A 23,180-nucleotide genomic window follows, 5' to 3' on the forward strand; every position below is an offset into this window, starting at 1 on the left:
GGTCATCCGGGGACGGCGGTCCTCCCGCGGGCGGACGGGACGACCAGCGGGGAGCCGGTCTCCGGGCACGGGATGACCGTGCAGGGCAGCCCGAACACCCGCTCCACCAGGCCGGCGGTGACGACGTCGCCGGGCGCGCCCTCCGCGACGACGCTCCCCCGCCGCATCGCGATCATGTGGGTGGCGTAGCGGGCCGCGTGGTTCAGGTCGTGCAGGACGGCGACGATCGTGCGGCCCTCCTCGTGGAGGCGGGCGCACAGGTCCAGGACCTCCATCTGGTGGGCGATGTCGAGGTAGGTGGTCGGCTCGTCCAGCAGCAGGATCGGGGTCTCCTGGGCGAGCGCCATCGCGATCCACACCCGCTGCCGCTGCCCGCCGGACAGCTCGTCCACCGTCCGGTCGGCGAGGTCGGCGACGCCCGTCGCGGCCATCGACTCCCGGACGACCCGCTCGTCCTCCCGGGACCACTGCCGCAGCAAGCCCTGGTGGGGGTAGCGGCCGCGCGCCACCAGGTCGGCGACCGTGATGCCCTCCGGCGCGATGGACGACTGGGGCAGCAGCCCGAGCGTCCGGGCCAGCCTCTTCGCGGGCCAGCCCGCGATGGGCTCCCCGTCCAGGACGATCGTGCCCGCGGCGGGCTTCAGGATGCGCGCGAGCGCCCGCAGCAGCGTCGACTTGCCGCACGCGTTGGGGCCGACGATCACGGTGAAGGAGCCGTCGGGGATCGCCACGTCCAGGCCGGACGCGACGGTCCGCCGGTCGTAGGCCAGGGTGAGCCCGGCGCCGGTCAGCCGTGCGTCGCTTGCCGCCATCGTCAGATCCGTCCCGTCTTGCGTTGGGTCACGAGAAGCCAGACCAGGTATCCGCCGCCGACCAGGCCGGTCACGACGCCCACGGGGAGGCCACGGTCGCCGAAGGCGTGCTGCGCGATCCAGTCGGCGGCGACGAGCAGCGCGGCGCCCGTGCAGGCCGCGGGCAGCAGGTTCGGGCCGTGCGCCCGGGTGAGGCGGCGGGCGACCTGCGGCGCGGTCAGCGCGACGAACGCGACCGGCCCGGCCGCCGCCGCGGCGAACGCGGTGAGCAGCACCGCCGCCGCGAGCAGCAGCGTCCGGACCCGCTCGATCGGGACGCCGAGGCCGTGCGCGGCGTCGTCGCCCATCTCCAGCATCCGCACCGCCCGCCCGCAGCCGATCATGATGAGCGGGCCGAGCACCGCGAGGGCGATCAGCAGCGGGCCGGAGTCGCCGAAGTCCCGGCCGTCCAGGCTGCCGGTGAGCCACAGCACCGCGCGCGCCGCGTCGACGATCTCCGCCTTGGTGAGCAGGTAGCCGTTCACTCCGGTGAGGATCGCGGTGAAACCGACCCCGACCAGGATGAGCCGCTGCCCGTGCAGGCCGTCCCGGCCCGCGACGAGGAAGATCAGCGCGCCGGTGGCCACGCCGCCGGCGACCGCGCCCGCCGAGGCCGCCGCGGTGCCGCCGCCGAACAGCACGATGGCGGTGAGGACGCCCGTGGACGCGCCGGACGTGAAGCCGAGGACGTCGGGGCTGCCGAGCTCGTTGCGGGTCAGCGACTGGAAGACCGCCCCGGCGAGGCCGAGCGCCGCGCCGACCGCGAGCGCGGTCGCGGCGCGGGGCAGCCGGATCTCGTTGACGATCAGCGAGTCGGCGGGCGTGCCCTGCCCGGCGAGCGTCCGGATGACGTCGGCGGGGCTCATCGGGAAGTCCCCGCTGCCGATCAGCGCGACGGCGAGCCCCGCCGCGACGAGCGCGCAGAGGGCGGACACGGCGACGGCGCGCGGCTGGAACCGCAGCGACAGCAGCGGCGTCCGGAGGACGGAGGACCTGCTCACGCCGCCTCCCCGGTGGGGCGCCGCCGCGAGCCGAGCCCGCCCGGCCGCCGCACGACGTAGAGGAACAGGGGGCCGCCGAGCACGACCATCACCACCCCGACCTGGAGTTCGGACGGACGCACGACGACGCGTCCGATGACGTCCGCCGCCAGCATGACCGCCGGTGACAGCACCGCGCAGTACGGCAGCATCCACCGCATGTCGGGGCCGGTCAGCGCCTTCACGACGTGCGGCACCATCAGCCCGACGAACACGATCGGGCCGCAGGCGGCGGTGGCGGCGCCGCACAGCAGCGTCACCGAGACGATCGCGACGCCCTTCGCGCGCTCCGGCCGGGCACCGAGCGCGCGCGCCGCGTCCTCGCCCATCGCCATGGCGTTCAGCGGGCGCGCCAGCAGCAGCGCCAGCGCCGTCCCGGCCAGGACGAACGGCGCGACCCGCACGACCGTGGACGGCTGCGCCGCCGCGAGCGATCCGACGACCCAGAACCGCATCTGGTCGAGGGCGGCGGTGTCGAGGATCTGGACGGCGCTGACGTAGGAGTACAGCGCGGCGTTCAGCGCGGACCCGGCGAGCGCGAGCCGCGCCGGGGTCGCGCCGCGCCCGCCGCCGACCGCGTACAGCAGCACCGCGACGACGCCGGCCCCCGCGAAGGCGAACCAGACGAACCCGGCGAACGAGGTGATGCCGAGGAACGAGATCGCGGAGACGACGGCGGCGGAGGCGCCCGCGTTGATGCCGAGGATGCCGGGGTCGGCGAGCGGGTTGCGGGTCAGCGACTGGAGGACCCCGCCGGCGAGGCCGAGGGCCGTCCCGGCGAGCAGGCCGAGCAGGGTCCGGGGCAGCCGCATCTCGTGGACGATCGTGTAGGAGTCCGCGTTTCGGTCCATCAGCCCGGCCCACGCCTCGGGCACCGACAGGGGCCGCGCGCCGACCGCGAGGCTCAGCACGAGGACCGCCAGCAGCGCCGCGGCGGCGGCGAGCAACCCGCCCGCGCGGGCGGACCGCCCGCGGCCGCGGCCCGAAGGCGGCGCCGTGGCCTGCGGTCTTTCGGTCATCGTCACGGACGGGCTCCGGGGGGACGGGCGGGGACCGGACTCCCCCGCCTCTGGACAAATACTTAGGTTAGGTTAACCTAAGCCCCCATCGGGCCGGAATACCGGCTGTCACGAACGAACGGAAGAAGCATCCCAAAATGGCGAACACCGGTGCTGGCCACCTCACCCGCCGCGGCCTCCTGGGCGCCGGCGGCGCCCTCGCCCTCGGCGCCCTCCTCACCGCCTGCGGCGGCGACGACGGCAAGGACGGCGGCACCGCGTCCGGCGGGCCGTGGACCTACACCGACGACCGCGGCACGAAGATCGACCTGAAGAAGCGCCCCGAGCGGATCGTCGCCTACTCCGCCGCCGCCGCGGCCCTCTACGACTTCGGCGTGGACGAGCAGCTCGTCGGCGTCTACGGCCCGAGCAGGCTCAAGGACGGCAGCCGCGACCCGCAGGCGGGCGACCTGCCCGTCGAACGGCTCACGAGCATCGGCAACGCCTACGGCGAGTTCAACATCGAGAAGTACGCCGCGCTCCGGCCCGACCTGCTGATCGACAACATGTTCATCAAGCCGAACCTGTTCTACGTCCCCGAAGAGAGCAAGGACAAGATCTTCGCGCTGGCGCCCAGCATCGGCATCCTGGCCGGCGACGTCCCGCTGCCGAAGCCGATCGAGCGCACCGCCGCGCTCGCCGCCGCCCTCGGCGCCGACCCGAAATCCGTCAAGGTCACCGAGGCCAAGGCCCGGTTCGACAGGGCCGTCGAGGCCGTCCGCGCCGCCGCGAAGGCCAACCCGGTCAAGGTCCTCGCCGCGTCCGCCGCGCCGGACCTGTTCTACGCGTCCAGCCCGAAGCGCAACACCGACCTCATGTACTTCAAGGAGCTCGGCGTCGACCTCGTCGAGCCGGCCAAGCTCGACGACGCCGGCTACTTCGAGTCGCTGAGCTGGGAGAACGCCGACAGGTACAAGGCGGACCTCATCATCCTCGACAGCCGCACCCAGGCCCTCCAGCCGAAGGACCTCGGCGGCAAGCCGTCCTGGAAGGACCTGCCCGCCGTGAAGGCCGGCCAGGTCATCGGCTGGAACCCCGAGCCCCGCTTCTCCTACGCGGGCTGCGCTCCGGTGCTTGAGGAGCTGGCGAAGGCGATCCGGTCCGCGAAGAAGCTCTGAGGAAGGCTCCCCCCATGACGAACCCGTCCGACCCCTACGACCTGTTCGACCTGCACGTCCTGCGGACCGAGCGGCTCGGGCCGTCCATGGTCAGGGTCACCTTCGGCGTGCCGGACGGGTTCGTCTCCGCCGGCCGCGACCAGCGGATCAAGCTGTTCTTCCCGCACCCCCACCAGGACGAGCCGCTCCTCCCCCGCGACTCCACCCCCGACAGCTGGTTCCTCGACTGGCGCGCCATGGACCCGGCGGAACGCGGCATCATGCGGACCTACACCGTCCGGGCCCGGCGCCCCGGCGAGCTCGACGTCGACTTCGCCCTGCACGAGGGCGCCACCGGCCCGGCCGCGACCTGGGCCGCCCACGCCGCCCCCGGCGCCCGCATCGCCACCCTCGGCCCGACCGGCCCCGACAACGGCGGCTGGGACTTCCAGCCTCCGGCGGACGCTCCCGTCGTCATCGCCGGGGACCTGACGGCCCTGCCCGCGATCGCGGGCAACCTCGCATCCCTCCCCGCCGGCGTCGACGTCCAGGCATGGATCGAGATCCCCCACCCCGAGGACCGCCAGGACCTGCCCACGAAGGCCGACGCGTCCATCACCTGGGTCGCCCCGGGCGACCTCCTGGAGACCGTCCGCGCCGCCGCCTTCCCGGACACGGCCTACGCCTGGATCGCGGGCGAATCGTCCCAGGTCAAGGCGCTGCGCCGCCACCTGGTGAACGACCGTGGCCTGAACCGCCGCGCCGTCACCTTCACCGGCTACTGGCGCCGCGGCGCCTCCGAGGAGGATCTCCTCGCCGAGGCCTTCGCGGGCGGCAGCCCCGCCACGGAGGAGTGACCCCGTCCTCCACCGCGACGACGGGGCTCATCGGACCGGCACGTCAGGAGGGCTTCACGTCCAGCCACTGCAGGATCGCCGGCGTCACCGGGTCGACGGCGTCGCCGAACTCCTCATGCCTCTTCACGAACTTGGCCACGTACGGGCAGACGGCCACGAGCCGCAGGCCGGCGGCCCGCGCGTCGGTCAGCGCCTCCCGCACGAGGACGCCGGCGAGCCCCTTGCCGGCGAAGGCGTCGTCGATCTCCGTGTGGTAGAACACCCGCTGCCGTTCACGGTCGCGGTACGCGACGAACCCGGCGCGCCGCCCCTCGACGGAGATCTCGTACCGGTTCTCGGCGTCGTCGCGCTCGACGGCCGGAGCGGCGGGCCGGGTCATGGTGTCCCCTTCGGTGACGGGTTGCCCCGCGGCTTGATGGTGGCGTTCGGCAGGGCGGGGGCCGGGAGCCGGTCCCCGTCGTATCCCTCGACGGAACCGAACCGCGCGGAAGCGTCCTGCCATTCCCGCCGCGCCCGGACGATGTCGTCATGGCTGCGGCCGACGAAGTTCCACCACATCACGATCTGCTCCTCGAACGGCGTCCCGCCGAGGAGGACCAGCCGGGCCGCGGTGTCCGACGCGTTGGTCAGCGTCAGCGCGTCGGCGCCCATGCCGAGGTAGCCGAGTTCGCTCGGACGCAGCACGGTCTCGCGGACGCGCACCTCACCGGTGTCGACCAGGACACCGTGCTCGAAACCCTCGTCCACCGCGAGCGTGATCTCAGCGCGCGGCTCCAGGGTGATCTCGGCGCCGAGCAGGGGCGTGAAGGTCGGGACCGGGGAGGTGTCCCCGGCCAGCGACCCGAGGAACACCCGTGCCTCCCCGCCGTCCAGCGGAACCGGGCTCGGTACGTGATGCCGGAAGTCGCGTCCGGCGTCCCGATGCTCACCGGGCAGCGCCACCCACAGCTGAACGCCGTGCAGGATCGTGGTGCGGGACGTCGAGACCTCCGAGTGGCAGATCCCGTGGCCGCCTGTCATGAGGTTGAGCTCGCCGGGCCGCACCATCGCGTGGACGCCCAGGCTGTCGCGGTGCTCGATCTCCCCGCTGAACAGCCAGCTCACCGTCTGCAGCCCGGTGTGCGGATGCGGCGCCACGTCCATGCCGCCCGTCGCGGTCACGTCGTCGGGGCCGTAGTGGTCGGCGAAGCACCACGCCCCGATCAGGGTCCGCGCCCGCTGCGGCAGCGTCCGCCGCACCGTCATCGCCCGCGGCCCGCCGAGCGGGACATCGCGTGCGGTGAGGACCTCGACACCGGACGGCGGCCGCCGCGGCTCGTCCACCACACCCCCGCACCGCATCTCGGCGGGATTCCTATCGGTGTTGCTCACGCGCGATGCCCCCTCACCGACGATCAAGGCCGATGATAGGCGTCGCCGTCCGGCGTCACGGCCACCGCCCTTCGACGAACGCCGCCGGCCTGGCTCGCGGACACCTGACGGATCCCTCGAACGGCCGACAGCGGCCCAGGCTCGGCCAGTGGAGATCGGCTTCAAAGCGTCCGGAGCGAAATGGTCTCGCGGGCCGGGTCCCATCCCCGCCCGGCGGCTAGGATCGGCGTCCGGTGGCTGTGGGAGGGGACGGGATCGTGGGTGCTGACCACGTGCACGGCGGCGACACGGAGATGCCCCGGTCGCGGACGACCGTGCGGGCCGTGCTGGCGATCATCGTGCCGCTTGCGGTCGCGACGCTGGTCGCGCTGATCTGGATGTGGCCGGCCGAGCCCGCGAAGAAGGCGCCCGGCGGCGGCCAGCTGACCAAGGTCAGCGGCACCGTCACGCGGATCCACCTCAAGCCGTGCCCCGAGGCCGCCGGGACGGACGGCGCGCCCGTGGACGTGCGGGGCCTCGACCCGGGCGCGTCCAGCAAGACCGATCCGCGCCGCTGCGGAACCGCCGCCGTCGAGATCACCTCGGGTGACGCGAAGGGACGGGTCGTCTCCGCGGAGCTGCCGTCCGGGCCGGGCGGACGGGTGTTCAGCGAGGGCGACGACGTCACGCTGACGCACGCGCCCGGCGGCCCCGGTGGAGCGCAGTACCTGCTGTCCGACCACGATCGTTCATCGGCGCTGTGGCTGGTGGCGGCGGCGTTCGCGCTGGCGGTCATCGCGTTCGGACGCTGGCGCGGCGTGACGGCTCTCGCGGGCCTCGCGGTGACGTTCGCGCTGCTGCTGCTGTTCCTGATACCGGCGATCCTGGAGGGGCGTCCGCCGCTGCTGGTCGCCATCGTCTGCGCGTCCGCGATCATGCTGGCGGTGCTGTACCTGACGCACGGGTTCCGGGTCACCACGTCCATCGCGGTGATCGGCACAATGGCCAGCCTCCTGCTCACCGGAGCTCTGGCGACGGCGGCGATCAGCCTCACGCACCTGACCGGCATCACCGACGACAGCTCGTTCTACCTGGACTACAGCTACCACATCAACACGCAGGGCCTGCTGCTGGCGAGCATCATCATCGGCTCCCTCGGCGTCCTGGACGACGTGACCGTCACGCAGGTCGCGACCGTCGCCGAACTGGCCCACGCCAACCCCTCCAGCGGCTTCCGCAAGCTCTACCGTGCCGCCGCCCGCGTCGGCCGCGCCCACATCGCCTCGGTGATCAACACGATCGTCCTCGCGTACGCGGGCGCCTCGCTACCGCTGCTGCTGCTGTTCACCATCGCGGACCAGCCGCTCGGCGACGTCCTGACGAACCCGGCCGTCGCCCAGGAGATCGTCCGAAGCGTCGCCGGCACCCTCGGCCTGATAGCCGCCGTCCCGATCACCACGGCCCTGGCCGCCCTGGCCGTCCGCCCGGCGCAGTCCGGCGGGGACGAGCCGGACGGCCGCGGCGACCACCCACGCCGCCCGGCGCCCGCGGAATTCCCCGACCCCCTGACCGACCGCTCCTACTTCTGAGCGGACGAGGGCCCGTCGGCCTGTGAATTTCGGCTACGTCCCGGCGCCGGGCAGGGCCACCCGCATGACGATCTCGGCCACGCGCTCCGCCGTCTCCTCGGCCGGGGCCACCGGCTGGACGATATGGCTGACCGTGATCCGGACGACCGTTTCGATGGCCAGGCTCCGTGACAGCGGGTCGATCCGCGGCCACGCGTCGGACACGTAACCGTCGAGCGCGTCCTGGGCCGTCCGCAGCAGCTGGTCGGATCGGACGGCGACGAGCGCGAGCAGGTCCTCGTTCCCGCCGCGCGCGCTGGTGAAGATGCTCTTGAGCAGGTGGTTGTCGGCCGCCTCCCGGAGGGTGAAGGCGACCCCGGCGACGGTCGCGGCGGCGAGGTCGTCGCGGTTGGCGTCGAGCTGCTCCTGGATCCCGACCAGGAAGCGCTCCACCTCGCGCATGACGAGCGCCTCGCCGATCGCGTCCTTGCTGCCGAATTCGGTGTAGACGGTCTGCCTGCTGACCCCGGCGCGGGAGGCGAGGTGCGTCATGCGCATGCCGCCCCACCCGCCCGGGGCGACCAGTTCGTAGGCCGCGTCGAGCAGGCGGTCGCGGAGCAGGGAGCGGACGGTCTCTCGGAAGGGCGTCATCTCACCGCCATCGTAAAGGGCCCGCCTGATCTCGATGATCCATCACGTCACCGACGACCGGCCGCACCGTGTATGACCCGAATCACAATTGACACTACACGAAAGACTGTCAAGCTTCTGGACAGAATCATCCTTTATGTAAGGCGGTGGTGGTCGTGGTGACGACCGAACAGGCGGGCGGCGCGCCCGCCGGCCGGATCGAGGACAACTGGACGGACCCCAAGCGGTACTGGTGGCTGCTCGGCCTGCTCGTGCCCGCGATCCCGTTCGGCGCGTGGGGCCTGGTCGGCCTCACCGGCCTGGACGTCTTCTGGTGGCTCGGCCCCGTCCTGATCTTCGCGGTCTTCCCGGTCTTCGACCTGCTCTTCGGCGAGGACCCCACCAACCCGCCGGAGAGCGCGATGCCCCGGCTCGCCAGGGACCGCTTCTACATGTGGGCGAACGTCCTCTACATTCCGATCCAGTACGCGTCGCTGATCGTCGGCAGCGCGGTCCTGGTGCGCGAGTCGATGTCCCTGGTCGACCGGATCGGCTTCGCCACCACGATCGGCACGGTGGGCGGCATCGCCATCGCGGCCGCGCACGAGATGGGCCACCGCAGGGAGAAGGTCGAGGTCTTCCTCGCCAAGGTGACGCTCGCGCAGACCGGCTACGGCCACTTCGTCGTCGAGCACAACCGCGGCCACCACGCGCGCGTCGCCACCCCGGAGGACCCCGCCACCGCCCGCATGGGCGAGTCGTTCTACCGCTTCCTGCCAAGGACGGTCCTCGGCGGCATCCGGTCCTGCTGGCGGCTGGAGAAGGGCCGCCTGGCCAGGCAGGGCAAGGGGCCGCTGACGCCGCGCAACAACGTCCTCCAGGGCTGGCTCGTCACCGCCGCGCTGTTCGCGGCGCTGACCGCCGCCTTCGGGCTCGAGCTGCTGCCCTACCTGTTCCTGCAGGCGGTCCTCGGCTTCATGATGCTGGAGGTCGTCAACTACCTCGAGCACTACGGCCTGCTCCGGCAGAAGACGCCGGAGGGCGGCTACGTGCGCACGGCGCCCGAGCACAGCTGGAACAGCAACCGGGTCGCGTCCAACGTTCTGCTCTACAACCTGCAGCGGCACTCCGACCACCACGCGAATCCCGGACGTCGCTACCAGATGCTGCGCGACTTCCCGGAGGCCCCGCAGCTGCCGGCGGGCTACGCGACGATGATCCTGCGCGCCGTCGTCCCGCCGTGGTGGTTCCGCGTCATGGACAAGAAGCTGCTGGAGCACTACGACGGCGACGTCACCCGCTGCAACATCCACCCGGCCAAGCGCGCGAAACTCCTCGCCCGCCACGGCGCCGCCACCGGCTGAGACTCTCGACCCGGCGGCCGGAGCCCCGTGCCGCCGGGCTCAGCCTCCACGCAGAGCCGAGTCCACGTCCCGCTCGTCGACGGGCTCCATGAGGTCCCAGTAGGGACGGGCCGCGTTGAGCTTGGCGGTCATCGAGGCGACGAGCTGCCGCTCCGGATACGGGTAGGGGCCGCCCTTCGCGAAGAGCTGGGAGTACCGGACGGAGTCGACGATCGCCGACTTGATCCGCTCATGCGTGAGGTAGCCGTCGAGGTCCCGCTCCCACCCGGCGGTGTGCTCGGACGGCATGGCGGCGAGCCAGCGGGTGATGAGGGCGTCCCGCTCGTCCGGCAGGTAACCCATCTTGTGGATGTGGACGGCCAGGTCGTAGACGGGGTCACCCCACAGGGCGAGCTCCCAGTCGAGGAAGGTGGTCGACTCCTCACGGACGATCATGTTCCGGCGGTGCACGTCGGCATGGACGCACGCGAACGGACGGGGCGTGAGGCCGCGCCACAGGTCGTTTACCGGCGCGAGCGGCTCGGCCGGGATCGCCAGGGCCGCGAAGAGGTCCGCGAAGTCAGGACCGTAGGTGACGTGGACTCGGTGCGTCAGCGCGGAGAGCAGGTGCGCGAACGCGGTCGTGTCGCCGTCCGCCGGCCACCCGTCCGGAGTGTCAGGAAGTCGAGGCACGTCGGTGAGCTGGACGAAGAGACGTACGACGTCGTCCAGAACATGAGGCGGGACGGCCACGCCGCGCGGCGCCACCTCGTTGAGGACGTCCCCCGCGATGAACTCGTGAACCTGGAACCGCGGATCCTCCGAAGACAGCAGAAGCCGCGGCGCGTCCCGGACGTAAGGCGCGATCGCGGCGAGCACGCGGTCCTCCCGCCAAGGCCGCAGATCCATCATGTCGGCCCCATGAATAGGAATCCGGACGATGACCGGTCCGTCAGCTGTGTCCACCCGGACGTTGTCGTTGTAATAGCCCGCTGCCGCGTCGCCGTTGGCTCGCGCCCGCTCGTACAGTTCCCGCCCGTTCATGCGTCCTCCAGCATGGCCGTGACCAGCGCGCGCGCCCTGGTGTCCAGTGATGGCAGCAGGTGCGCCGGCCGGATCTGTGCCCGAGCGCGGGTCGTGATCTCCGAGGTGCGTTCATCGGACGCGCCGAGGACGTCGAGGAGGTAGCCGGCGACCATGAGGAGGGTGGGGTAGACCTCCGCGGCGACCAACTCGGAGACGGCCCAGCGGGTCGACGCCACCGCCGCACCGGTATGGCCGACCCTGGCGTGCAGGAAGCCGCGGAACAGCTCAGCACGGGCACGGCCCGATCGGTAGCGTGCCCGCTCCAATGCCTCTGCGGCGGTCTGGAAGGACACCGCCGCCGGGCCGTGCTGGCCAAGGCGCAACTGCGCGATCGCCAAGGCGGTGAAGGCCTTGCCGATCTCGTGATGGGCGCCCAGGTCGAGCTGGGCATCGACGGCCTCCCCGGCGGCGGTGATGGCGCGGGACGGATCCGTCCAGGCGAGCAGTTCGGCGCGGTTCGTCGCGATGTTGGCCTGCTCTGGGGCCGTGCCCGCCCGAGCATAGAGAGCGGCGGCCATCTCCAGGCAGCGGTGGGACGCGTCCAGATCGAACGCGAACCGGTGGCCGAGATGCTGGAGCCGGACGGCATCACCACGCAGCACGAAGTCATCGGGTGGGGCGTCGGCGAGGATCTGGTCGGCGATGGCGAGTGCGTCACCGAATCGGCCTTGGCACATGTCCAGGTCCGCGATGCAGAAGCCGGCCCGCAGCCGCACGGTACCGGAGTGGCTGTTCCAGACCTGCCGGAAGATGTGCTGCGCCTCGCTGGTGGCCCCGGCGATGCGGCGGCCATGCGCGGCGGCGATCCCGAGACGGGCACCCGGTGTGTCGTTCAGGGACCAGTCGACGGACGGGGTGAGGCGCGTGGCGGTCTCCGCGTCCCCGAGAAGGACGGCGGATTCGGCTTCCAGGCAGCGGGCCGTCAAGGCAAGGTCGGCGTCTCCGGCGCCGGCGGCCAGGTAGTCGCGGAGGTCTTGGGCCACGCCGTCCACGCCCTGCCTTCCGCCGTGGCACATGGCACGGTCCGCGTAGGCCAGGATGTCCGTGCCGTCGAGGGTCCCGGCGTGCAGGCCGCAGAACGCCGCCTCCCGAACGGCGCGCGCCCGGATGGCGACCCCGTTCTCAGCCGCGTCGTCCCGCGCGGCGCGTGCGTCCCATACGTGGCGCAGAAGGCTTTGGACGTCCCGGATCGTCTCCTCGGACAGCCGCTGGTGCAGCGCCGCGCGCATGAGCTGGTGGAGGCGCCTGCCGTGCGCGCCCGCCGGGTAGACGAACGAGTAGGCGGTCAGCGACTCCCACGCCATGCGGTGCCGGGGCAGGTCGAACGCGTCCGCGACCGCCTGAAAGATGTCGAAGTCGAAGACCCGGGCGATGCTCAGCAGCTCCAGGGTGCGGATCTCGTCGGTGGCCACGTGGGCGAGGAAGCGCTGCAGGATCTCCTCGGACGAGACGGCGGCGGCCTGGCGGGCCGTCGTGCGCGTGTCCACGGCCAGGTGGAGGTAGAACGGCAGCCCTTGGCTGGCGGTCGCGATCGCCTGCTGGGCCGCGCGGTCGGTGATGCCGCCGCCTTCGAGGAGTTCGAGCCGGGCCTCCATCGGTAGGCCGTCCACGCGCTGACGGTGGATGGCCTCCATCCAGCCGGGGTCATGCGTCCCCCACGGGAGCGGCTCGCGGCTGGCCATGACGACCACACCCCGGTCGAGCTGTGCGATCAGGTCTCGGAGCCAGACGTCCTGGGCGATCCCTCTGCCGGACGTGGGCAGCAGCGCCTCATAGGCGTCCACGAAGATCACGTAGGGGCGGTCTGAGCCCTCCCGCAGGTCCTCGGCGAACAGGTAGGTGACCGCATCGGCGAGTTCGGCGTTGGTCAGGTCGTCCAGCTGCTGCAACGTCTCATCGGCCTTGATCTTCTGCCGCTGCCGCATTCCGGTCGTGGCCTTGCCCAGCAGCCGCAGCAACCCAACACCGGTACCGAACACCGGCACCCCGGCCGCGCCGTCGATGATCTGGGTGAGGGCCTCGCTCTCCTCAACGAACGGCAGCTCCTTCCGCGAAAGCCGCAGGTGCGGATGGAGCCGCTGCCAGAGGACGGCGTAGGCGATGTCGAAGCGATCGAACCGCACGCCTTGCCGGCCGAGTTCCACGCGCAGAACGGCGAGGGCGTCCTCCTGCTGCCGCATGGCGGGAACCTGGAGGTCGAGTGTCGCCGTCCGATGCGTGTCGGTGCGGCGACGGCAGAGCTCCTGCAACAGCCGCGACTTCCCGATGCCGCCCACTCCCACGACGTTGAACACGTACGGGGAGTTCCGCTGCGCGCGCAGGGCCTCGTCGAAGGCTGCGATCACCGGTTCCCGGTCCACGAACGGACGGTGGAAAGCGGACACCCGCCGGAATCGGGGTTCGAGGGGCATCGCGCATCTCCCGTGGGCATGGCGGTTTTTGCCGTCCAACGCGAAGCGGACGGTAACAGGTTCCACCCCGACCATAACGGTCCCGAACCCGACGAAGCACGGCCCGCCGGATCACGTTCGGCGGGCCGTGCTGATTCGGGCACCGGTTCAGGGCCGGTCGAACACCCCACCCTTGATCAAGCGGAGCAGCTCCCCGAACCTGTCACCGGGGATCGTCAGCCGCTCGCCGTCCGGATCCTTAGAATCCCTGACCCCGACTCCTGTCGGCAAGCACGCCACTTCGACGCACGCCTCGTCGGTCGCACTCCCGCTACGGGTGCTCTTCCGCCAGTTGATCGTCATAGGCAGCCCTTCATGATCTCCGTGAGGAAGCTCCTGGACGCGTCCTCGCTCAGCGCCTTCGCCCCGATCAGCTCAAAATCTACGGCGAGTTCCCGTACCTCTACAGGATCTTGGACCAATCGGCCGCCGTGGAAGGCCCCGACGTAGGCGACATCCGACTCACGAGTCATCACCTGGAACGGCCCGTTGAGACCGATGTGCGCCCCGACTGACCTCGGGATGACTCGAAGGATCACGTCCGGGCGTTCCCCGCTGTCGAGAAGGTGCTGGAGCTGCGCCGCCATCACCTCACGCCCACCCACTGGACGATCGAGCGCGTCCTGATCCAGCAGGATGATCAGTACGGGGGGATGCGGGCGGTCGAAGATCGCGCCTTGCCGGGCGACCCGTCCCGCCAGCGCGCGGTCGATGTTCTTGACCCCGGCCACCGATAGGAAGGCCCGAGCGTAGTCCTCGGTCTGCAGCGGGACCGGTATGACCTGCCCTTGGTAGATCCGGATGATTTCGGCCGCCGATTCGTATTCGGTGTACTGCCGAAACCAGTCCGGATCATGCGACGTATTCGCGAAGTACATCAGCAGCTCGAACAGTTGCGGGGTGTTGTACCTGGCGTCCAGCTTTCTCGCCTGGTCTTCGCCCAGCCTCAGCCTGCCCGCCTCGATGTTGGAAACAGTGGAGCGCGCGGCATTGATGATCTGGCCGCACTGAGCCAGGGACAGACCATGCTTCTCGCGCTCGAACCGCAGAGCGTAGGCCAGGAAATGCCACAGCGAGATCTTGGGGTCGAGGGGGTCTCTGACGCGAGCCACAGCACCTCCATGTTTCCGATTACCACGGATACAGAAGACGCTAATTGAAGCCGGTCATCCTTTGGAGGGAAACAAGGAAACAGACCACGGAGGTTTCCGAGATGATCACAACGCCCGACTGCATGGTGATCGCCATGCTGGCGTCGAAGGCTGCACCCGGTCTGGCGCGCACTTTGACGCGAAGCCGCCTGGACAAATGGGGCTACACGCATATTTCGGACGACGCATTCCTTATCGCGTCGGAACTGATTGCGAACGCCTCGACGGCCACGCCCGGCCAGCAGATCCGCTTCCAGTGCAGCCGCGACACCGCCGGCGTCCTCATCGCCGTGTGGGACGCCAGCCCGGCCCAGCCCCAGGCCCGCCCGGTCGTCGAGATGACGCCCGAGACGCTCGATCTCTCGGAGGAGAACTGGGATCGCAACGGCGGGTGGGGCCTCCCCATCGTCGCGGCGCTCGCGGCCGACTGCGGCCACTGCCCCGACCCGTCCGGTGGCAAGTGGATCTGGGCACGCCTCATCCCCTGACAGCGACCAAGTGAGTTCGGCCCACAGAGCACGCCAAGGCCGGGCCTTCTCAACGGCGACCACCTTGAGAACGGGACGGGATGAACCGGGCCGAGCAAGCAGCAGTACACCTCCAGCGCGTCCGCCAGCAGGCCGAGGAACACGGCCCCGCCCTCAAACGCCGAACTTCTCAAAGCCGAACAGCACATCACCCACAACGCCCTCGCCGGGGTCAACGCCTTCCTCAGCACCCCCAGGCGCAAGCCACCCCTGCAAGCCGCCTGGAACGCCCAGTTCCACCACTTCCTCCCCGGCGTCGCGACGGGCACCAAAGACCTCGGGCTGATGAGCCTGGCCTACAACCCCGTCACGGCCCCGGTCTACTACACCCTCAACCGCGACAGCTGGATGAACCGCGGCCCGGCCGGCCAGGCCAAAACCCTCTATCAGGCCGTCCAGCACCCCGGCCTCTTCCTCAAGTCCCTCATCGACTGGGAACAATGGAAGACAGACCCGATGAGGGCCTACGGCGAAACCGTCCCCTCCCTCATCATCGCCGCCGCCACCATGGGCACCGGCGCCGGCAGCGGCATCACCTCCCGCTTCACCACCCTCCTCCGCCGCGAACAAAAGCCTGCAACCCCCGTCGCCAACACTCAAAAATCCGCCCGCTCTCTCAATGAAGCCGCAGAACAGTCGCCCAAGACGGCAGGGCTCGGCGGACAGGACCGACGAGCAGGACCGCCGTCAGTCGGGTCATCGGCTGCGACGAGGTCACAGGCCCCCGATCTTCACGGCACATCACAACCTAAAGCCGGAGGACCCGCACACGGATCCTCTCCCGGGAATGGCCAGATCGACGCGTACCGGGGCTCATCTCAAAGAACTCCTGGCGGCAAACAAGGACCGCCAGGGCGACTAATTTACGGCAACAGCCCGTACAACCCGGACGGCAAACCCAAGCTCGACCCAAACGGGAAACCGTTAATTCAAATTTCAGATGAAGGACTATCCAGCATTGAGCACGCGGTAAGAACACCGTTTCACGAGAGCCGGCATCAGCGCAATCTCGCAGAACGAGGCGTCCCTGGGATCGAAAGAGAAGCCGATAAGTACGAGGAACAAGTGTACCGCGAGTTCGTTCGCAAGCAGAGGGGAAGAGTTGAATGACACGAAGAACGCCATGGCGGGGATACAGCTCTGACGAGATCGAATCACTGGCGGACTGGAACATTTTCAATGATGCTCCAAGGGAGCGAGAATGTCCACATTGCCACGAGAATGGCCTGCGTATATATATGCACAAGTCCCAGTACACCGATAGCCTGGGAACGCAGATATGGTGCCATATCTGCCATAGCTACTCCGGATGGTCGGGGCCGTTCCCGCATAACTTGAAGTTGACCGATCCACTATCCGCGCTTTCCGAGGAGGAACTGTCGAAACTAAATCAGGATGAGGATAGCTTGTTCGGATACCTGGACACCCTGTGGGATTCGGGAATTCTGCCCCAGAACATCGTCCAGCAATAGCTAAGGCAGGGCATCTGCGACTGCGGACTTTCGCATCCACTGGATCGTCTTCACGACCTCGGCGCGGTTCTTGGCCGATTTGATCCAGGCGGGTAGGCGTTCCAGGACGCTCGTCGCTCCGTAGGGTTCGACATCACCGCGTTCGCGCAGGCTGGCCGCAACGTAGGCCTCCATCAGGTCCAGATGGCGAACGCTGTGGCCCAGGATGTTCTTTCGACAGTTCGCCTGGAGCCAGAGTGGGTGAAATACGGGTCGATGGGAGCTCCGATGACGACACGGCGGAACTCCGCGTCCTTGGCATGGCCGCATGCACCACATCGGAGACGGCGATGGGGACTATAGGCGCTCACGGCGCGCTCCTGCTCACCACCGGGTAGGACGACGGCGCATCCATCACACGACGGGCACTGCACCAGCACCTCTCCAACCAGGTCGTGCACCCGCTTGCGCGGGTCCCAAAACGCTTCCCGCCACTCATGTCGATCCGGAAGGCCTGCCCGTTTCGCTGTGAATCCGCGAACCGCTTCCGGGCATCCAGCGTGTTACGTGCAGGCCGGCCCTGGCTCGGTGGAGCGGGGCCGTCAGGGGTTGGTGGCTGCGGCCATGAAGAGCGGGACGGCGGCGAAGAGGCGGTCGGTCCGGGCGCGTTCTTGCTGGTCGGCGATCCATGCTTCCGCTTCCGCCGCAGTGATCGCGCCGTGCTCGCGGCAGGTCTCGGCGAGATTGGTGAGGACGGGCAGGAACGAGTCGTCGGTGAACACCGCCGTGTGGACCTCCACCGTGACATCGCGGAAGCCGGCGTCCAGGAGGAGGTTGCGGTACCGGCGCGCGGCGCGCGGTGACGGCACCAGGTCGGCGCGTCTGTGCACGATGGTTCGGGTGAGCTCCGGGTCGGTCGAGTCGATCACGAACGTGTCCCAGTCCTGCCCGCACAGGACGATGCGTCCGTCCGGAGCCAGGACGCGGCGCGCTTCGGCGAGCGCCCGCCCCGGGTCGGGAAGGGCGTGGATGACCTTGTCGGCCCGGTATCCGGTGGCCTGCCCGTCCCGCAGCGGCAGGGCGCAGGCGTCCCCGCCGTGGAACTCACCGTGCGGCCACCGCTGTCGCGCCAGCGCGATCATCTGGTCGCTGACGTCGATCCCGGTCGCCCGCGCACCCCGGTCGGCCAGTTCGGCGACGGCCCGTCCGGTACCGCAGCCGACGTCGACCACCAATCCATCCGGGAGGGGACGCAGCAGCTCATAGGAGCGGGCGCGCAGCGCGTCGGCGCCGGGACTGCCGTCGACGACGTCGAGCTGCGCGATCAGGGCCTCGATCGTTTCGTTGGACATGTCTCCCATGCTGCGACTTAATGTCGACATGAAGTCAAGCGCGACCATGGGCATCGGCGAGGTGGCCGCCCGCTTCGGCCTGGCCACGCACGTCCTGCGCCACTGGGAGACCATGGGCCTGCTCTCGCCCGCGCGGGCGGCCGGAGGGCGCCGCCGATACGGCAACTCGGACCTCTACCGGGTCGCGAGCATCCTGCTGGCCAAGGAGGCGGGACTGGGACTGACCGACATCCGCGACATCCTGACGACCGCCGACGTCGAGCAGCGCCGCACGATCCAGCGCCGCCACCGCGATGACCTGTTCCGGCGAATGGACGAGATCCAGGCCGCCCTGACCCTCATCGAAGGCGGCCTGACCTGCGACCACGAGGACCTGACCGCGTGCCCCACCTTCCGGTCCCTGGTCGCCGCCCGAGTGGACATGCACCGCTCTTGAAAGACAGCGCTGTTCGGGCTCGGCTCAGGCCTTGACCGATCGTCCGGGACGAGCAGACGGGGGTCATCGACGCGGGGGCGATGCGTCGCCGGGCGGCAGGGCCGCGCGCATGCGCTTGATCGTCTTCAGGACCTCGGTGCGGTGCTTCGCCGACGTCACCGACGCGGGGAGGCGCTCCAGGAGGCTCTTAGGCCCGAAGGGGCCCAGTTCGCGGTGAGTCGGCAGGGACGCGCACCCTCTGATCGTCGCGCAGGGCACCGCCGGGCCTGGCGACGTGCTGCACAGGCCGGTGGGGAGCACGTCGATCCGCCACCTGTTATCGATCTGTGACCTTATTTTCCTTTTTCTCTCAGTCGCTCCTCAGCCGTGCCGATGGGTGGTGCAACGGCGGGTCAGCCAGACCGGCCGAACTGAGAAGGGGTAGAAGGTTGCGTCGTAGCGGAATCATGGTCACGGGTGTCGTCGCAGGTCTGGTGCTGGGGGCCTCCCCGGCGGTCGCAGAGACGGGAGCCGTCCAGGGCCCGGTACACAGGCCCGCCAAGGGCAAGCTCATCTCGGACCAGTACATCGTCGTCCTCAAGAACGACAAGAGCACCGACACCGCCGGCGAGGTCCGCAAGGAGGCCGCCGAGCTGACCTCCGACCGCGGCGGTGACGTCGGCCGCACGTTCGCGGGCGGCATCAAGGGCTTCACCGTCAAGGCGTCCGAGACCGAGGCCCGCCGCCTCGCCGGCGCTCCCGACGTCGCGTACGTCGAGCAGGACGCCGTCATGTACGCCAGCGAAACGCAGAGCAACGCCACGTGGGGCCTGGACCGCATGGACCAGCGCACCCGCACCCTGAACGGCTCCTACAGCTACTCCACCACCGCCTCCAACGTGGACGTCTACGTTGTGGACACCGGTGTTCGCGCCGCCCACTCCGAGTTCGGCGGCCGGGTCGCCACCGGGTACGACGCCATCCGCGACGGCCGCGGCACCGACGACTGCCAGGGCCACGGCACGCACGTCGCCGGCACCATCGCGGGCGCGAAGTACGGCATGGCCAAGGCCGCCCGCATCTTCCCGGTGCGCGTCCTGAGCTGCACCGGCAGCGGCGCCACCTCGGGCATCATCGCCGGAGTCGACTGGGTGACCAGCAACCGCAAGGCCACCGGACGCCCGTCCGTCGCCAACCTGAGCCTGGGCGGCAGCGCCAGCACCGCCCTGGACGACGCCGTCCGGCGTTCGATCTCCGCCGGTGTGAGCTACGTCGTCGCCGCGGGCAACAGCAACGTCGACGCGTCCACGACGTCCCCGGCCCGGGTCCCCGAGGCCCTGACCATCGGCGCGACCTCCAACACCGACGCCCGCGCCGACTTCTCCAACTTCGGCAGCAGCCTGGACCTCTTCGCGCCGGGCGTGAACATCGTGTCCGCCTCGAACGCGAGCAACACCGGCACCGCCACGATGAGCGGCACCTCTATGGCGGCTCCGCACGTGGCCGGCGCCGTGGCGCTGCGCCTGTCCGCGACGCCGTCCGCGACGCCGTCCCAGATCGCCGCGGCCATGGTCGAGAGCGCCACCGCCGGCATCGTCGGCAGCCCGGGCAGCGGCTCGCCGAACCGCCTGGCCTACGCGGACCCGAGCGGGCAGGCGGCCCCGGCCCCGGCGCCCGCCCCGGCTCCGGCGCCCGAAGAGGAGCAGCCGGTCGAGACCGAGCCGGCGCCGAGCACCGGGACCTTCACCAGCACCGAGAACGTCGCCCTGAAGCAGTGGGGCACGACCTACAGCGCCCTGGGCGTGGCGAACGCGCCGGCCGGCACCCGGACCGCCACCATCAACGTGTCGCTCAAGCGCGCGCGGAGCGCCGGTGTGGTCATCGACCTGATCCTGCCGAGCGGTGCGACGGCGACGGTGTTCAACGCCGGTTCCACCGAGTACGGCAGTGACCTCCAGGCCACCCGCACCTTCTCCGTCGGGACCCAGCCCCTCAACGGCACCTGGAGGATCGCGGTCCGCACCAACAGCCCGCTGAGCGACAACGGCTACATCGACGCCTGGAGCATCCGCTTCGCCAGCTGATCCGAACACCGCCCCCGCATCAGGGGCATCCGCGGGGCCGCCACACATGTGTGGCGGCCCCGCAGTCGTATACCAGCGCGAAGACCACCCGAAACAGCGGACGGACCCCGAATAGGCGGGGGTGTAGGGGCGGAGCCCCACAAAGAACCGCAACCCGGCAAGGCCGAAACCCAACGGCGAACCGTAACCGGCAAGGGGTGTAGGGGCGGAGCCCCACGAAAGACCGCAAGCCACAGAGACCGAACCCACCGGGCAGACCGCAACCACAAAGGGGCGTGGGGGCGGAGCCCCCACATCGGGGGTTCCAGGGGGTCGTCCCCCTGGGCAAACGAAAGGGGGCCATCCGGCGAAGCCGAGCAAAGCTCGGCGAGCAGGTAGCCCCCATGGCTCCCGCGAGTGGACTCGAACCACTAACCTGCCGGTTAACAGCCGGCTGCTCTGCCGATTGAGCTACGCGGGATCGTTCGGCGCCGGCCGGGTCAGGCCCTGCCAGCGCGTCTAGATTAGCGCATGTGGAGAGCGGTTCGCGCACGCATATCCGGGGCCGGGATGGTTGACGCCCGGTGGATGGGTATGGGGTGGGCACGATTCCTCTGCACCCGGGGGTTGGGTCTATGAAGCACCGTTCCATGTTCCTCGCCGGCGCCGCGATCGGTTACGTGTTCGGCACGAAGGCCGGGCGGGAGCGCTACGAGCAGATCAAGCGGGTCTCGCGGCAGATGTCGGAGAACCCGAACGTCCAGGAGGCCGCCGAGAAGCTGCGCAACAAGGGCGGTGAGTTCGCCGGGGTCGCGAAGGAGCGGGCCGGGGGGCTCGCGTCGTCGGCCAAGCAGAAGATGCCGGAGCAGATGCCGGGCCGGCACAAGGCGGACGACCAGTTGGCGGCGCGGCGTCCGAGCGAGGAGCCGATCGTCCGGCCCGGTTAGAGCCCGGTCCGGCGGCGGAGATCTTCGAGGGCCTGTTCGGCCTGGGCCCGCAGGCCCGGGTCGGACGGGTCCATGCCTGTTTCGAACACGAACGTCCAGCGGACGTCTCCGCCGGTGGCGGGGCGGCGGCCCGCGATGCGGACCTTGCCGCCGCCGGGCAGGGTCGCCTGGTGCGTGACGGCGATCGTGGACGTGACGCGCTCGCGCACGGTTTCGGGGACGGAGCCCGCTTCGGTCAGCCGGACGTGATGGTCGGTCTTCTCCTGGACGTGGAGCCAGCCGTCCTTCCATGAGGCGTTCTCGACGTGGTCCCAGGGGATGCGGGTGAAGCCGCCCGAGCCGTCCGGGATGTGGAGCGCTGTGGTGGTCGCGACGACGTGGGAGCCGCCTCGGGTGGGGGCGACGGCGAGGGTGCGCTCGCCCTTCTCGAGGGTGACGCCGGACGGCGTGCGGCTGCGGAGGCGCATACCCACACCCTAAGTGAGGGCCCGGTGGGCGATCAGGCGGCCTGGGAGGCGCGGCGGGCCGCGAGCAGGTCGAGGACGAGGGCGGCGGACCAGGCGTAGTCGTGGCTGCCGCGGCCCGTCCCGTCGAAGGGGTCGAAGAACTCGCGGAAGCCGGACTGGCGGACGAGGCGCATGGTGGCGCCGTAGAGGAGGTCCGCGACGACGGGCAGGCCGTGCAGGGTCGAGCCGTACCAGATGAGCCAGTTGGTGCTGATCCAGGTAGGTCCGCGCCAGTAACCGCCGCGGTCGAACGCGGGGGCCTGGATGTCGCAGGTGGGGACGGGATATCCGGCGGCGCCGGCGAAGCGGGACGACAGCAGCAGGTCGACGAGGTTCCGGACGACGGGGGCGGGCAGCTCGGGGTCGAGGAGCGGGCCGAAGGCGGCGGCGGTGATGACCGGCAGGAGCCGGTCGTCGCGCAGGTCGCGGGCGCGGAAGCTGCCGGTCTCGCGGTCCCAGAGCCGGGCGAGGAGGGCGCGGTGGACGCGGTCGGCGCGCTCGCGGTGCGGGACGGGGTCGGCGCCGACGATGACCGCGATCTCGGCGAGGGCGCGGGCGGACGCGAGGTAGGTGGCGTTGAAGAGGGGGTCCTCGACGGCGAAGGGGTGCTCGGCGCGCAGGTAGGCGGGGTCGTATCCGGCGTCGCGGTAGAGGGTGACGAGCCAGACGTAGCGGTCGTAGTCCTCTCCGGTCGGGAGTGTGCGGGGCGGGTGGCCGGGCGCGTAGGCGCTGGGCGGGAGCCGGATCGCGCCGAGCGGGCGGTCCCACGCGGGGCTGTTGTCGAGGCCCGACTCCCACGGGTGGCAGATCGCGACGAGCCCCGATCCGGACAGGTCGCGGGTGGTGGCGAGGTGGCGGTGCTGCGCGTCCAGCATCGGGTAGAGGCGGGCGAGGAACGCGCGGCCGGCGTCGCGGTCGGGGGCGGACGCGTGCAGGCGGAGCGCGGCGAGGGCGTGCAGCGGGGGCTGGAGGAGGCCGGAGGTCCGGACGCCGGCCGGCGCGGCGGGGTGGCGGTCGCTGCGCCACAGTTCGGGGCCTGGGAAGAAGGCGTGCCGGGCGAGGGTGGAGTTGAAGACGATGTGCGGCAGCATGCCGTCGGCCCACTGGCCGCGGAAGAGCGCGAGGAGTTCGGCTTCGGCGCGGTCGCGGCGGTGCCGGGCGAGGCCCATGCTGATGAAGGCGGCGTCCCAGCTCCACTGGTGGGGGTAGAGGCCGGGGGAGGCCGCGGTGGAGGTGCCGGTCCAGTTGGCGTCGAGGACGCGCGCCGCGGCCTGCCACAGCGCGGTCTCGTCGCCGGTCAGACGGGAGCTCATCTGCTCAGCGTGACCTCCCCCTCGCGTTCTGGCCACCCTTTCGTGGTGGCTCACCCGGATTGTGTCGCGCGGGCGGCGCGGCGGCGACCCTTTTTGGGGCCGGTCTTTTCTTCACCGATCGGCAG

The 23,180-nt window shown here is 70.5% G+C and carries 23 protein-coding genes and 1 tRNA gene; 9 read left to right on the forward strand and 15 right to left on the reverse strand.

Features of this window, described 5'->3' with window-relative positions; translation table 11 throughout:
- Positions 1-2: 2 nt before the first annotated feature.
- From IE99_RS0102055 to IE99_RS0102065, 3 genes are read right to left on the reverse strand one after another with little or no spacing between them, the layout of a single operon-like run.
- A complete protein-coding gene (locus IE99_RS0102055) occupies positions 3-812 on the reverse strand; it encodes an ABC transporter ATP-binding protein (protein ID WP_030145151.1) in 810 nt (269 codons plus the stop codon).
- A 2-nt stretch (positions 813-814) separates the two neighbouring features.
- Entirely contained in the window at positions 815-1,852 is a 1,038-nt protein-coding gene (locus IE99_RS0102060) for a FecCD family ABC transporter permease (protein WP_030145152.1), read from the reverse strand.
- Positions 1,849-2,910, reverse strand: coding sequence for a FecCD family ABC transporter permease (locus IE99_RS0102065; RefSeq protein ID WP_051711867.1), 1,062 nt, complete (start codon positions 2,908-2,910; stop codon positions 1,849-1,851). The genes IE99_RS0102060 and IE99_RS0102065 overlap by 4 nt, the downstream gene beginning before the upstream one ends.
- Positions 2,911-3,047: 137 nt before the next feature.
- On the opposite strand from IE99_RS0102065, the gene IE99_RS0102070 reads away from it, so the two are divergent.
- Together IE99_RS0102070 and IE99_RS0102075 are read left to right on the forward strand one after the other, a co-directional pair.
- On the forward strand, positions 3,048-4,067 hold the full coding sequence (locus IE99_RS0102070; RefSeq protein WP_030145154.1) for an ABC transporter substrate-binding protein: 1,020 nt from the start codon (positions 3,048-3,050) through the stop codon (positions 4,065-4,067).
- Positions 4,068-4,081: 14 nt separating this feature from the next.
- The gene (locus IE99_RS0102075) at positions 4,082-4,903 is read left to right on the forward strand and encodes a siderophore-interacting protein (protein WP_030145155.1); all 822 of its coding nucleotides are present in this window, start codon (positions 4,082-4,084) and stop codon (positions 4,901-4,903) included.
- A 43-nt stretch (positions 4,904-4,946) separates the two neighbouring features.
- On the opposite strand, the gene IE99_RS0102080 is transcribed toward IE99_RS0102075, so the two are convergent.
- Together IE99_RS0102080 and IE99_RS0102085 are read right to left on the reverse strand one after the other, a co-directional pair.
- Positions 4,947-5,282 carry a GNAT family N-acetyltransferase gene (locus IE99_RS0102080; protein ID WP_030145156.1) on the reverse strand — a complete coding sequence of 112 codons (336 nt, stop codon included), beginning with the start codon at positions 5,280-5,282 and terminating at the stop codon, positions 4,947-4,949.
- Positions 5,279-6,274: a pirin family protein gene (locus tag IE99_RS0102085; RefSeq protein WP_030145157.1), complete on the reverse strand. Its 996-nt coding sequence runs from the start codon at positions 6,272-6,274 to the stop codon at positions 5,279-5,281. The genes IE99_RS0102080 and IE99_RS0102085 overlap by 4 nt, the downstream gene beginning before the upstream one ends.
- A gap of 257 nt (positions 6,275-6,531) precedes the next feature.
- Between IE99_RS0102085 and IE99_RS0102090 the strand changes: the two genes are divergently transcribed.
- Entirely contained in the window at positions 6,532-7,842 is a 1,311-nt protein-coding gene (locus IE99_RS0102090) for a YibE/F family protein (protein ID WP_030145158.1), read from the forward strand.
- A gap of 33 nt (positions 7,843-7,875) precedes the next feature.
- Here IE99_RS0102090 and IE99_RS0102095 read toward each other — a convergent pair whose 3' ends face one another.
- Positions 7,876-8,472: a TetR/AcrR family transcriptional regulator gene (locus IE99_RS0102095; protein WP_030145159.1), complete on the reverse strand. Its 597-nt coding sequence runs from the start codon at positions 8,470-8,472 to the stop codon at positions 7,876-7,878.
- Between the two features lie 158 nt (positions 8,473-8,630).
- Here IE99_RS0102095 and IE99_RS0102100 point away from each other — a divergent pair, with 158 nt between their 5' ends.
- A complete protein-coding gene (locus tag IE99_RS0102100; RefSeq protein ID WP_037558542.1) occupies positions 8,631-9,815 on the forward strand; it encodes an alkane 1-monooxygenase in 1,185 nt (394 codons plus the stop codon).
- A 39-nt stretch (positions 9,816-9,854) separates the two neighbouring features.
- Here IE99_RS0102100 and IE99_RS29980 read toward each other — a convergent pair whose 3' ends face one another.
- The 4 genes from IE99_RS29980 to IE99_RS0102120 all read right to left on the reverse strand — a co-directional run bounded on the left by IE99_RS29980 (position 9,855) and on the right by IE99_RS0102120 (position 14,442).
- Positions 9,855-10,838 (reverse strand): aminoglycoside phosphotransferase family protein, encoded by a 984-nt coding sequence (locus IE99_RS29980; RefSeq protein WP_084219212.1) that lies wholly within the window; start codon positions 10,836-10,838, stop codon positions 9,855-9,857.
- The gene (locus tag IE99_RS0102110) at positions 10,835-13,240 is read right to left on the reverse strand and encodes an aminoglycoside phosphotransferase family protein (protein ID WP_157609966.1); all 2,406 of its coding nucleotides are present in this window, start codon (positions 13,238-13,240) and stop codon (positions 10,835-10,837) included. The genes IE99_RS29980 and IE99_RS0102110 overlap by 4 nt, the downstream gene beginning before the upstream one ends.
- A gap of 198 nt (positions 13,241-13,438) precedes the next feature.
- Positions 13,439-13,633, reverse strand: a complete 195-nt coding sequence (locus IE99_RS0102115; RefSeq protein ID WP_030145163.1) for a DUF397 domain-containing protein — start codon at positions 13,631-13,633, stop codon at positions 13,439-13,441.
- Complete coding sequence (locus IE99_RS0102120) at positions 13,630-14,442, reverse strand: helix-turn-helix domain-containing protein (protein ID WP_051711794.1); 813 nt, start codon at positions 14,440-14,442, stop codon at positions 13,630-13,632. The genes IE99_RS0102115 and IE99_RS0102120 overlap by 4 nt, the downstream gene beginning before the upstream one ends.
- 101 nt (positions 14,443-14,543) lie before the next feature.
- On the opposite strand from IE99_RS0102120, the gene IE99_RS29985 reads away from it, so the two are divergent.
- Together IE99_RS29985 and IE99_RS31625 are read left to right on the forward strand one after the other, a co-directional pair.
- On the forward strand, positions 14,544-14,969 hold the full coding sequence (locus tag IE99_RS29985; RefSeq protein ID WP_051711795.1) for an ATP-binding protein: 426 nt from the start codon (positions 14,544-14,546) through the stop codon (positions 14,967-14,969).
- 324 nt (positions 14,970-15,293) lie between these two features.
- Complete coding sequence (locus IE99_RS31625; protein ID WP_157609968.1) at positions 15,294-16,118, forward strand: hypothetical protein; 825 nt, start codon at positions 15,294-15,296, stop codon at positions 16,116-16,118.
- 943 nt (positions 16,119-17,061) lie between these two features.
- Here IE99_RS31625 and IE99_RS0102145 read toward each other — a convergent pair.
- On the reverse strand, positions 17,062-17,811 hold the full coding sequence (locus IE99_RS0102145) for a methyltransferase domain-containing protein (protein ID WP_030145167.1): 750 nt from the start codon (positions 17,809-17,811) through the stop codon (positions 17,062-17,064).
- A gap of 28 nt (positions 17,812-17,839) precedes the next feature.
- Between IE99_RS0102145 and IE99_RS0102150 the strand changes: the two genes are divergently transcribed.
- Complete coding sequence (locus tag IE99_RS0102150) at positions 17,840-18,247, forward strand: MerR family transcriptional regulator (protein ID WP_030145168.1); 408 nt, start codon at positions 17,840-17,842, stop codon at positions 18,245-18,247.
- Positions 18,248-18,310: 63 nt separating this feature from the next.
- Here IE99_RS0102150 and IE99_RS31630 read toward each other — a convergent pair whose 3' ends face one another.
- Positions 18,311-18,547, reverse strand: a complete 237-nt coding sequence (locus IE99_RS31630) for a hypothetical protein (protein ID WP_157609970.1) — start codon at positions 18,545-18,547, stop codon at positions 18,311-18,313.
- 128 nt (positions 18,548-18,675) lie between these two features.
- Between IE99_RS31630 and IE99_RS0102160 the strand changes: the two genes are divergently transcribed.
- Positions 18,676-20,310 carry a S8 family peptidase gene (locus IE99_RS0102160; protein WP_157609972.1) on the forward strand — a complete coding sequence of 545 codons (1,635 nt, stop codon included), beginning with the start codon at positions 18,676-18,678 and terminating at the stop codon, positions 20,308-20,310.
- Positions 20,311-20,694: 384 nt separating this feature from the next.
- On the opposite strand, the gene IE99_RS0102165 is transcribed toward IE99_RS0102160, so the two are convergent.
- Positions 20,695-20,770, reverse strand: a tRNA-Asn gene (locus tag IE99_RS0102165).
- 154 nt (positions 20,771-20,924) lie between these two features.
- Here IE99_RS0102165 and IE99_RS0102170 point away from each other — a divergent pair.
- Positions 20,925-21,236 carry a YtxH domain-containing protein gene (locus IE99_RS0102170; protein ID WP_051711798.1) on the forward strand — a complete coding sequence of 104 codons (312 nt, stop codon included), beginning with the start codon at positions 20,925-20,927 and terminating at the stop codon, positions 21,234-21,236.
- Here the strand turns inward: IE99_RS0102170 and IE99_RS0102175 are convergent.
- Positions 21,233-21,703: a hypothetical protein gene (locus IE99_RS0102175; RefSeq protein ID WP_030145171.1), complete on the reverse strand. Its 471-nt coding sequence runs from the start codon at positions 21,701-21,703 to the stop codon at positions 21,233-21,235. The two genes, IE99_RS0102170 and IE99_RS0102175, sit on opposite strands and share 4 nt — an antisense overlap.
- A 32-nt stretch (positions 21,704-21,735) precedes the next feature.
- On the reverse strand, positions 21,736-23,055 hold the full coding sequence (locus IE99_RS0102180; RefSeq protein WP_030145172.1) for an MGH1-like glycoside hydrolase domain-containing protein: 1,320 nt from the start codon (positions 23,053-23,055) through the stop codon (positions 21,736-21,738).
- Positions 23,056-23,180: the final 125 nt, after the last annotated feature.

It is taken from the genome of Spirillospora albida, from assembly GCF_000718255.1.
Taxonomy (GTDB): Bacteria; Actinomycetota; Actinomycetes; order Streptosporangiales; family Streptosporangiaceae; genus Spirillospora; species Spirillospora albida.

Coding starts and splice junctions, on each gene's coding strand:
- IE99_RS0102055 (WP_030145151.1), bottom strand. CDS start 812: ATGGCGGCAAGCGACGCACGGCTGACCGGCGCCGGGCTCACCCTGGCC.
- IE99_RS0102065 (WP_051711867.1), bottom strand. CDS start 2,910: ATGACCGAAAGACCGCAGGCCACGGCGCCGCCTTCGGGCCGCGGCCGC.
- IE99_RS0102070 (WP_030145154.1), top strand. CDS start 3,048: ATGGCGAACACCGGTGCTGGCCACCTCACCCGCCGCGGCCTCCTGGGC.
- IE99_RS0102075 (WP_030145155.1), top strand. CDS start 4,082: ATGACGAACCCGTCCGACCCCTACGACCTGTTCGACCTGCACGTCCTG.
- IE99_RS0102080 (WP_030145156.1), bottom strand. CDS start 5,282: ATGACCCGGCCCGCCGCTCCGGCCGTCGAGCGCGACGACGCCGAGAAC.
- IE99_RS0102095 (WP_030145159.1), bottom strand. CDS start 8,472: ATGACGCCCTTCCGAGAGACCGTCCGCTCCCTGCTCCGCGACCGCCTG.
- IE99_RS29980 (WP_084219212.1), bottom strand. CDS start 10,838: ATGAACGGGCGGGAACTGTACGAGCGGGCGCGAGCCAACGGCGACGCG.
- IE99_RS0102115 (WP_030145163.1), bottom strand. CDS start 13,633: ATGACGATCAACTGGCGGAAGAGCACCCGTAGCGGGAGTGCGACCGAC.
- IE99_RS29985 (WP_051711795.1), top strand. CDS start 14,544: ATGATCACAACGCCCGACTGCATGGTGATCGCCATGCTGGCGTCGAAG.
- IE99_RS31625 (WP_157609968.1), top strand. CDS start 15,294: ATGAGCCTGGCCTACAACCCCGTCACGGCCCCGGTCTACTACACCCTC.
- IE99_RS0102145 (WP_030145167.1), bottom strand. CDS start 17,811: ATGTCCAACGAAACGATCGAGGCCCTGATCGCGCAGCTCGACGTCGTC.
- IE99_RS0102150 (WP_030145168.1), top strand. CDS start 17,840: ATGAAGTCAAGCGCGACCATGGGCATCGGCGAGGTGGCCGCCCGCTTC.
- IE99_RS0102170 (WP_051711798.1), top strand. CDS start 20,925: ATGAAGCACCGTTCCATGTTCCTCGCCGGCGCCGCGATCGGTTACGTG.
- IE99_RS0102175 (WP_030145171.1), bottom strand. CDS start 21,703: ATGCGCCTCCGCAGCCGCACGCCGTCCGGCGTCACCCTCGAGAAGGGC.
- IE99_RS0102180 (WP_030145172.1), bottom strand. CDS start 23,055: ATGAGCTCCCGTCTGACCGGCGACGAGACCGCGCTGTGGCAGGCCGCG.